General features: G+C 72.2%; 9 protein-coding genes. 7 read left to right on the plus strand and 2 right to left on the minus strand.

What is annotated here, in order from left to right; translation table 11 throughout:
- Positions 1–156 precede the first annotated feature (156 nt).
- The 7 genes from ACFWPS_RS42885 to ACFWPS_RS42915 are packed head-to-tail and all read left to right on the plus strand — an operon-like array spanning position 157 to position 6,632.
- Positions 157–1,743: an ABC transporter substrate-binding protein gene (locus tag ACFWPS_RS42885; RefSeq protein WP_383716489.1), complete on the plus strand. Its 1,587-nt coding sequence runs from the start codon at positions 157–159 to the stop codon at positions 1,741–1,743.
- The gene (locus tag ACFWPS_RS42890) at positions 1,733–2,839 is read left to right on the plus strand and encodes an ABC transporter permease (RefSeq protein ID WP_383716491.1); all 1,107 of its coding nucleotides are present in this window, start codon (positions 1,733–1,735) and stop codon (positions 2,837–2,839) included. The genes ACFWPS_RS42885 and ACFWPS_RS42890 overlap by 11 nt, the downstream gene beginning before the upstream one ends.
- On the plus strand, positions 2,836–3,702 hold the full coding sequence (locus tag ACFWPS_RS42895; protein ID WP_383716494.1) for an ABC transporter permease: 867 nt from the start codon (positions 2,836–2,838) through the stop codon (positions 3,700–3,702). The genes ACFWPS_RS42890 and ACFWPS_RS42895 overlap by 4 nt, the downstream gene beginning before the upstream one ends.
- The gene (locus tag ACFWPS_RS42900) at positions 3,699–4,493 is read left to right on the plus strand and encodes an ABC transporter ATP-binding protein (protein WP_383716496.1); all 795 of its coding nucleotides are present in this window, start codon (positions 3,699–3,701) and stop codon (positions 4,491–4,493) included. The genes ACFWPS_RS42895 and ACFWPS_RS42900 overlap by 4 nt, the downstream gene beginning before the upstream one ends.
- On the plus strand, positions 4,490–5,425 hold the full coding sequence (locus ACFWPS_RS42905) for an oligopeptide/dipeptide ABC transporter ATP-binding protein (RefSeq protein ID WP_383716499.1): 936 nt from the start codon (positions 4,490–4,492) through the stop codon (positions 5,423–5,425). The genes ACFWPS_RS42900 and ACFWPS_RS42905 overlap by 4 nt, the downstream gene beginning before the upstream one ends.
- A 44-nt stretch (positions 5,426–5,469) precedes the next feature.
- Positions 5,470–6,126, plus strand: a complete 657-nt coding sequence (locus tag ACFWPS_RS42910; RefSeq protein ID WP_383716502.1) for a M24 family metallopeptidase — start codon at positions 5,470–5,472, stop codon at positions 6,124–6,126.
- Between the two features lie 50 nt (positions 6,127–6,176).
- Complete coding sequence (locus tag ACFWPS_RS42915) at positions 6,177–6,632, plus strand: DUF4440 domain-containing protein (RefSeq protein ID WP_383716505.1); 456 nt, start codon at positions 6,177–6,179, stop codon at positions 6,630–6,632.
- Positions 6,633–6,636: 4 nt separating this feature from the next.
- Here the strand turns inward: ACFWPS_RS42915 and ACFWPS_RS42920 are convergent, their stop codons facing one another.
- Positions 6,637–7,857 carry a cytochrome P450 gene (locus ACFWPS_RS42920; protein WP_383716507.1) on the minus strand — a complete coding sequence of 407 codons (1,221 nt, stop codon included), beginning with the start codon at positions 7,855–7,857 and terminating at the stop codon, positions 6,637–6,639.
- A gap of 30 nt (positions 7,858–7,887) precedes the next feature.
- The coding region (locus ACFWPS_RS42925; RefSeq protein WP_383716510.1) for an FAD-dependent oxidoreductase at positions 7,888–8,806 on the minus strand (919 nt) is incomplete at its 5' end.

Consider the following 8,806-nt stretch of genomic DNA (forward strand, 5'->3'; position numbering starts at 1 on the left):
GCCTCTCCGTCGATTTTCGTCTCGCGCTGGTCCCGTCGGCCGAGAGTCCTGGTTAGTTTCGGCCCACCCTAACGGCGAATCGTCCAGGTCGACCTTCCGGCGCCCGCCCGCACCCGCCCGGCCTTCTTCCGCTCCGCCCTGCTCACGGAGGCACGCATGCCCAGATTCAGTGCCGGGTCGTACCCGGCGGCACTCTCTCTCGTCGCGGTCGCGGCACTCGCGCTGAGCGCCTGCTCCGGTGGGACGGGCGCCTCCGGCTCCGCGGCCGGCAAGACCCTGGTCATCGACACGTCGTTCAACCTGAAGACGGCCGACCCGGGCCGCGAGTTCGAGCCGACCGGGCAGATCGTGGACAAGGCGCTCTACGAGACGCTGCTGACCTTCAAGGGCGGCGACGTCACCAAGCCGGTGCCGGGGCTGGCGTCGTCGTACGAGCAGTCCTCGGACGGCAGGACGCTCACCCTGCACCTGCGGACGGGCGCGGAGTTCGCGGACGGCAGCGCGGTCACCGCCGACGACGTGGTGTTCTCGCTGAACCGGGTGATCGCGCTCAAGGGCAACCCGTCGTTCCTGCTCGACGGCGTCACGGTCACCAAGACGGACGCCTCGACGGTCACCCTGGTGTCGAAGAAGGCCAATCCCGCCCTGCCCTTCATCCTCCCCAACCCCGCGCTCGGCATCCTCAGCGCGAAGACGGTCCAGGCCCACGGCGGCTCGGCGACCTCGGCGGACGGGGCGGAGAAGTACCTCAACACCACGTCGGCCGGCTCCGGCCCGTACACGCTCACCTCCTTCGACACCAACACCCAGGTCGTGCTGGAGAAGAACCCGAAGTACACCGGCTCGGACAAGCCCACGTACGACAAGATCGTGCTCCGCAACGTCCAGGCGCCCACCCAGAAGCTGAACGTGCAGCGCGGCGACAGCCAGATCGCCCTCGACCTCACCTCCGACCAGGTCAGCGGGCTCGGCGGCGGCCTCAAGGTGGACAGCGGCGCGTCCGCCGACGTGATCTTCCTGCTGCTCAACAAGAACACCGAGGTGAGCAGTACGACGGCGAACGCGAAGTTCGCGGAGGCGGTGCGCAAGGGCATCGACTACAAGAGCCTGCTGTCGCTCGCCGGCACCGGCTCCGTCCAGCCCGCCGGGATCATCCCGTCCACCTTCCTCGGCGCGCTGCCCGGCTCCCAGGCCGCCGGTCGCGACCTGGCCGGGGCGAAGGCGGCCCTGAAGGCCAGCGGGATCGCCAAGCCGTCCGTGACGCTCGGCTACGCCAGTGACCTGACCGTCGACGGCCTCTCCCTCCAGACCCTCGCCGAACGGGTCCAGGCGCAGCTGAAGGAGGTCGGCATCACCGTCACGCTGGCCCCCGCGCCGACCACCACGGAGCTCGACAACTACCGCAACGGCAAGGAGCAGTCGGGCCTCTGGTACTGGGGCCCGGACTACCCGGACCCCAGCGACTACCTGGCCTTCCTGCCCGGCAACCTGGTCGGCCTGCGCGCCGGCTGGAAGGCCGGCGCCGACCCCGCCCTCAGCGCGCTCGGCGACAAGGCGGCCACCACGATCGGCGACGACGCCCGCAAGACGCTGTACGAGCAGATCCAGACGAAGCTGAACACCGACGGTCCCTTCATCCCGCTGATGCAGCCGAGCCGGAACACGGTCTCCGCCGCGTCCGTCACCGGCGTCGCCTACAACCCCGTGTGGACGATCGATGTCGCCGCGCTGGGTGCCAAGTAAGGGAGCGGGCGGTAAGGGAACGGGCGGCAGCGGAGGTGACGGCCGGCCTTCCGCCCGCCGCCGCCTCCTCGCCCGCCACCCCCTCGCCCGTTTCCTGCTCCGCCGCACCGCCACCGCCGTCCTGCTCGCCCTCGGCGTGACCCTGGTGACGTTCGTCCTCACCAACCTGGTCCCGGGCGACCCGGCGGCGGCCAGCCTCGGCCAGCGCGCGATCGGCGACCCGGCGATCGTCGCCCAGTTCCGGCACCACTACGGCCTCGACAAGCCACTGCCGGTCCAGTACGTCACCTACCTGGGCAACCTGCTCCACGGCGACCTCGGCGAGTCCCAGCAGAGCCACCAGCCGGTCCTCACCGACCTGTCCGCCGCCGTCCCCGCCACCCTCGAACTCGCCGGAGCCGCGATCGTGGTCTCCCTCGTCGTGGGCGTGGCGTTCGGTGTCGTCGCGGCGCTGCGCCGGGACCGTTTCACCGACCAGCTCCTGCGGGTCGTCAGCCTGCTGGGTGTCTCGGTGCCGACCTTCTGGCTGGCGCTGCTCGCCTTCTACGTCTTCTTCTACCGGCTCGGCTGGGCCCCGGGCAGCGGCCGCCTCGACCCCGGGATGACCGCCCCGCCCCATGTCACGGGCCTCTACACGGTCGACGCGGCACTCGCGGGCCAGTGGCCGGTGTTCTGGAGCGCGGTGGGCCATCTCGCCCTGCCCGCCCTGGTGCTGACCGCGTACACCGTCGGCCTGCTCACCCGCTTCACCCGCTCCGCCGTCCTGGAGGTGCTGAACCAGGACTACGTCCGGGCGGCCCGCGCCAAGGGCCTGCCCGGCCGGACCGTCCTCTTCCAGTACGTGCTCCGGGCGGCCCTCGTCCCCGTCGTCACGGTCGCCGGACTGGCCTTCGGGGCCCTGCTGTCGGGCACCGTCCTGGTGGAGTCGATCTTCGCCTGGCCGGGCCTGGGCGCCTACGCCTACCGCAGCGCGACCACCCTCGACCTGCCCGCCGTCATGGGCGTCGGACTGGTCGTCGGCCTGGTGTACCTGACCGTCAACCTCGCCGTGGACGTGCTGTACGGCGTGATCGACCCGAGGGTGAGGGTGCAGTGAGATTCAGTCTGCTCCGACGGCTGCCGCCCGCCTGGCGGCGTCCCCTCGCGGTCACCGGCGGCCTGGTCGCCGCGTTCTGGCTGGTGATCGTGGTCGCCGCCCCGCTGCTCGCCCCGCACGACCCCCTCGCGCAGGACCTGCCCCGGCTGGCCGGCCCCGGCGCCGGGCACTGGTTCGGCACGGACGAGCTGGGCCGGGACGTGCTGAGCCGCGTCCTGTACGGCGCCCGGGTCTCCATACCGCTCGCCCTGCTGCTGGTGGCCATGTCGCTGCTGGCCGGCGGGGTGCTCGGGGCCTGCGCCGGGTTCTTCGGGCGGTGGGTGGACGAGACCGTGATGCGGATCGCGGACCTGGTGTTCGCCTTCCCCACCGTCATCCTGGCGATGGTGGTCGCCGCCGCGCTCGGCGCCAGCCTGCAGAACGCGGTACTGGCCGTCCTGGTGGTGTCCTGGCCGTCGTACGCCCGGGTCACCCGGGGCCTGGTCATGGGGCTGCGCAACCGCGAGTTCGTGCTCAGCGGACGGCTGCTGGGCTTCTCCGCCTGGCGTTCGCTGCGCGTCGACGTCCTGCCCAACGTGCTCGGCCCGCTGCTGGTCCTCGCCACCCTCGACATCGGCACCGCGACCCTGCTGCTGTCCGGCCTTTCCTTCCTCGGGCTCGGTGCGAAACCGCCGACCGCCGAGTGGGGCGCGATGGTGGCGGACGGCACCCAGCAGTTCGACAAGTGGTGGATCGGGGTCTTCCCGGGCCTGGCCATCCTCACCGTCGTCCTCGCCTTCAACTTCCTCGGCGACACGCTCCGGGACGCCCTCGACCCCGGCACGGCCCGCACGATCGGCGCGGAGAAGGAGCGTGTGGCATGACAGTGGTGAGCGCAGCCACGGTGCTGCAGATCAGCGGTCTCACCCTCGATCTCGGCGGCCGTCGCATCCTGGGCGGCGTCGACCTGGCGGTGCGGCCGGGGCAGGTGCACGGGCTCGCCGGGGAGAGCGGTTCGGGCAAGACCATGACCGGTCTGGCGGCGCTCGGACTGCTGCCGCCGGGCGCCCGTACCGGCGGCCGGATCGAGCTGGAGGGCACCGACCTGCTGACCCTGCCACCCCGTCGACTGGCCGCACTGCGCGGGCGATCGGTGAGCATGGTGTTCCAGGACCCGTCCACCAGCCTGCACCCCATGCTCAGCGTCGGACACCAGCTCACCGACCACCTGCGCCACCACCTGAAACTGGACCGGAAGGCCGCGAAGGAGCGGGCCGCCGAACTCCTCACGCAGGTCCGCATCCCCAACCCCCGTGCGGCGCTGGGGCGTTACCCGCACCAGTTCTCCGGCGGCATGCGCCAGCGCATCGCGATCGCCATCGCCCTGGCCTGCGAGCCGAAGGTGCTGATCGCCGACGAGCCGACCACCGCCCTCGACGTGACCGTGCAGGCCGGTGTGCTGCGGCTGCTGCGCGGACTCTGCGACGACCTGGGCCTCGCCGTCCTGCTGGTCACCCACGACCTGGGCGTGCTGTCCGCGATCGCCGACGAGGTGAGCGTGATGCGCCACGGCCTGGTCGTCGAGACCGGCCCGCGCGGCCGGGTCCTCACCGATCCGCGGCACGAGTACACCCGTACGCTCCTGGACTCGCTCCCCGGAAGGAGCACCCTATGACCGCCCTGCTCACAGTGGACGACCTGGCCGTCCAGTACCACCGGCCGGGTGAGCCGCCCGTCCGCGCGGTCGCCGGGGTCAGCCTCCGGGTGGCGGCGGGCGAGGTCGTCGGGCTGGTCGGCGAGTCGGGCTGCGGGAAGTCCACCCTGGCGCGGGCGGTCTGCGGGCTCACCGCGCCCGCTCAGGGCCGGATCACCTACGACGGCACACCGGTGCGCCCGCTGCGGGTGCGCCGCCGCGACCCGGCCCTCACCGGCATCCAGATGGTCTTCCAGGACCCGTACGGCTCCCTCAACCCCCGCCGCCGGGTGGGCGCCCAGCTCGCCGACGGCATCCGGACGGCCGCCGAGCGCGGCGAGACGCCGGACGGGGCGTCCCCGGCGGACCTCCTGACCCGGGTCGGGCTCCCGGCGAGCGCCGCCGGGCGCTACCCGCAGGAGTTCTCCGGCGGCCAGCGGCAGCGCATCGCCATCGCCCGCGCGCTCGCGGCCCGTCCCCGGCTGCTCGTCGGAGACGAACCGATCTCCGCGCTCGACGCCTCCGCCCAGCTCCAAGTGGCCACACTGATGCGGTCGTTGGCCGTCGAGTCGGGCGCCGGGCTGCTGTTCATCAGCCACGACCTGTCCGTGGTACGGCTGATCGCCGACCGGATCGCCGTGATGTACCTCGGGCGGATCGTGGAGACCGGCCCCACGGCGGAGGTCTGGGACAGCCCGCGGCACCCCTACACGCGGGCGCTGCTGGCCGCCGTACCGCGGCCGGACGGGGCGGGAGTGCTGCCCGCCGAACTCCCCGGCGACGTGCCCGATCCCGCCGCCCCGCCGAGCGGCTGCCGCTTCCACCCCCGCTGCCCACGGGTCTTCGACGGCTGCGACCGCGAGGAGCCGCAGCTGATCGCCGGGGGCGTCGCGTGCCGCCTGTACGCGGCGTGACCCGGGCCCGGTCGCACGACACCTCACGACTCCATGGAGCCCCGATGCGCGACTCCGACCACCCCCGCCACCCCGCCGCCGACCCGGTCCCGCCCCTGTACCCGGCCGACCGGCTCCGCACCGCACAGCGAGCAACGGCCCGAGCGGGCCTCGACGCCCTGCTGATCTCGCCCGGCGCCGACCTGCGCTACCTGACGGGCTACGACGCCAGCCCGCACCACGAGCTGTCCGACCGTACGATCCGGTCCGGCGACCCCGTGGTGGTCGACATCGGCGGTACGACCCGGGACGGCTACTGCTCCGACTCCACCCGCGTGTACGCGGTCGGCGAGCCGCCCGCCGCCTTCCGCCGCCTCCACGAGGTGCTGCTGAGCGCCCAACGCGCCCAGACCGAGGCCGTACGGCCGGGCATCACCGCCGGACAGCTCGACGCCGTCGGGCGGGACGTCATCACCGACGCCGGGTACGGGGCCTGCTTCATCCACCGCACCGGACACGGCATCGGCCTGGAGAGCCACGAGGACCCCTACATCGTGGCCGGGAACCCGCTCCCGCTCGCACCGGGCATGGCCTTCTCCGTCGAACCCGGCATCGATCTGCCCGACCGCCACGGGGCGCGCATCGAGGACATCGTGATCTGCACGGAGCGGGGCGGGGAGCGCCTCAACCGCACGCCTCGGGACCTGGTCGTACTCCCCTGACCCGAGCCGCACCGTGCCCTCACCTCACTCACCCACCCAAGGACTCCGTCATGCCCACTCCACCGCCCCCTTCCGCCCGTCCCGCAGCCGGTGACGGTGCCCGCCCGGGTGGGGCACCCGCCGATCTGGCCGAGGTGTGGGCGGTGATCACGGGCATGTACGCGGGCTACACCGCGGGCGACCGCGAGCGCATCGACTCCTTCCTCGACCCCGAGGCCACCATCTGGGACTCGGCGACGCCCGAACTCCTGCGCGGCAGAAGCGAGTTGAACCACGTCCGGGACGCCCGCCCCACGGCCGGCACCGGCCCCGCCGAAACCGGCCTCACGGCATACGGCCAAGTCGTCGACGTCTTCGGAGACCTCGCCGTGGCCCGCTACTGGCTGCGGGTCGACTACCGCGCAGCCCCACCGGACCTGGCCCGCAACACCGCGATCCTGCGCCGCACCCACCCCGAGGGCCACTGGCTCGTCGTACACCTGCACGAGGACATCCAGAGCGCTTGATCCGCTAACCGCCGTTCTGCTCGACCTGCAGATGGATCGGCCCGCGCAGCACGGGGCTGCGCCGGTACGGTGGCGGGTCGGCGAGCAGTGCCGGGTGGTCGAGGCGGCGTACCAGCTCGCCCAGTGCGATCTGGGCCTCCCGTCGGGCCAGCGGGCCGCCGAAGCACAGGTGGATGCCGCTGCCGAAGCCGAGGTGCTGGTTGTCACGCCGGTCGGGGTCGAAGCGGTCCGGCTCGTGGAAGCGGTCCGGATCGCGGCTGCCCGAGGCCAGCATCAGCATGACCTGCGAGCCCTTGGGGATGACGGTGTCGGCGACGGTGACATCGCTGTACGCCGCCCGCCAGGGAATGATGTGCACGGGCGGCTCGTAGCGCAGCAGCTCCTCGACCAGCGGCACGACCAGATCCGGTTCGCCGCGCAGTCGCTCCAGGATCTGCGGGTGGCGCAGCAGCGTCAGCATGCCGTTGGTGATGAGGTTGACGGTGGTCTCGTGGCCGGCGATCAGCAGCAGGTTGGCGGTGCTGATGATCTCCTCGTCGGTCATCCGCCCGTCCGGCCCGTCGTCGTTGGCCAGCCGTGCCAGCAGGTCGTCACCGGGGTGGCCGTGGCGCTGTTCCACCAGCCCGCCGAGGTACTCGCGCAGGTCCTTGCGGGCCTGCACCCCGTTCTCCAGCTTCTCCTTCGGGTCGGTCCTGGGGTCGTAGTCGATCGAGTTGATGAGGTCGTTCACCCACACGCGGAACCTCGGTTCGTCCTCGCGTGGCACACCGAGCAGGTGGCAGATCACCGACACGGGGAACGGGTAGGCGAGGTCGTCGACGATGTCGATCCGCTCCTTGCCCGCGCAGTCGTCGAGCAGACCGCCGACGGTGGCGGTCAGGTCGGGTTCCAGGGCGGTCACCAGCCCCGGGGTGTGCGGCGGGCCGAAGTGGCGCATCGCCATCCGCCGCAGACGGTCGTGCTCGGGCGGGTCCATGTTGATGAACGCCGGCGTGCCCCCTGCCTCGGCCGAGGGCATCGGATGCGAGAGGTGGCGGACGTCGGAGCTCAGGTGCGGATTGTGGAGGATGTCCGCGAGCTCGCGATACGTGCTGATGACGTAGCTGCCGTCCTCCTGCCGGGCGACCGGCGTCTTGCGCAGCTCGGCGTAGAGCGGGTACGGGTCGGACCGGGAGGAGTAGTCGAGGATCCGGTGCAGCGTGTCGGGCGTCTCGGTCGTGGTCATCTCGCTTGCCTTTCCCTCCTGCCGACGGGCCTAGCGGTGGTGCTGGTGCGCGGCCGTGACGCGTCGCTCCCCGGGGTCGTGTCCGGTGACGACCACGGTGGCGCCCTGGGCGAGCAGGGTGGGGCCGGGGAAGTCGACGGGCACCGGTTTCGTGTCGACGGGCTGGTCGGGCGTGGGGCAGGGCGGCGGGAAGGGCGCGGCCGTCTCGATGAGACGCCGGTAGTGGTCCAGCCACTTCGCGTTGTTGAAGGTCACCGCCGCGGTGACCCGGCCCTGGTAGCCGTATGCGGCGACGAAGCGGTGGTCGGTCACCGACCCCTGGGTGACGATCACCTCGTCGGCGAAGGTCGGCACGCCGACGGACTTGATGTTGACGCCGAACTGGATGGACCAGAACCGCGGGATGGACAGGTGGGGCCAGCGCTCCGCCTGGCCGTGGACCATGTTGTGGGCCGCGACCTCGGCCTGCTCCACGGCGTTGGCCCAGTGCTCCAGAGAGATGAGCCGGTACTCGTAGACCGGGTTCGGGCAGCGCGCCACGTCCCCGGCGACGAACACGTCGTCGGTGATCAGGCCGTTGAGGTCCATGGCACGGCAACCCGTGTCGCAGGCGACGCCCCAGACACCCGCCGCCAGCCCGGAGCCCTGCAGCCACTCGGTGTTGCGGATGCCCCCGAGAGCGACCACCGCCACGTCGGCGTCGATCGTGCTGCCGTCGTCGAAGTGGGCACGGCGCAGCCGCCCCTGTGCGTCGCCCTCCAGCGAGGTGACCTTGACCCCGCACCGCAGGTCGACACCGTGGGCGCGCTGCATCTCCGCCGCCACCTCGCCGATCATCGCGCCCAGCGCCCCGACCAGCGGGTACGGCGCGAGTTCGGCGACGGTCACCGGGATGTCCCGCTCCCGGCAGACGGAGGCGATCTCGGAGCCGGTGAACCCCGCCCCGATG

The sequence above is a fragment of the Streptomyces sp. NPDC058457 genome (assembly GCF_042720695.1).
GTDB lineage: Bacteria > Actinomycetota > Actinomycetes > Streptomycetales > Streptomycetaceae > Streptomyces.

Excerpts from the sequence above, each read along its gene's own strand:
- ACFWPS_RS42885 (WP_383716489.1), top strand. The coding sequence starts at position 157 with ATGCCCAGATTCAGTGCCGGGTCGTACCCGGCGGCACTCTCTCTCGTC.
- ACFWPS_RS42900 (WP_383716496.1), top strand. The coding sequence starts at position 3,699 with ATGACAGTGGTGAGCGCAGCCACGGTGCTGCAGATCAGCGGTCTCACC.
- ACFWPS_RS42905 (WP_383716499.1), top strand. The coding sequence starts at position 4,490 with ATGACCGCCCTGCTCACAGTGGACGACCTGGCCGTCCAGTACCACCGG.
- ACFWPS_RS42910 (WP_383716502.1), top strand. The coding sequence starts at position 5,470 with ATGCGCGACTCCGACCACCCCCGCCACCCCGCCGCCGACCCGGTCCCG.
- ACFWPS_RS42915 (WP_383716505.1), top strand. The coding sequence starts at position 6,177 with ATGCCCACTCCACCGCCCCCTTCCGCCCGTCCCGCAGCCGGTGACGGT.
- ACFWPS_RS42920 (WP_383716507.1), bottom strand. The coding sequence starts at position 7,857 with ATGACCACGACCGAGACGCCCGACACGCTGCACCGGATCCTCGACTAC.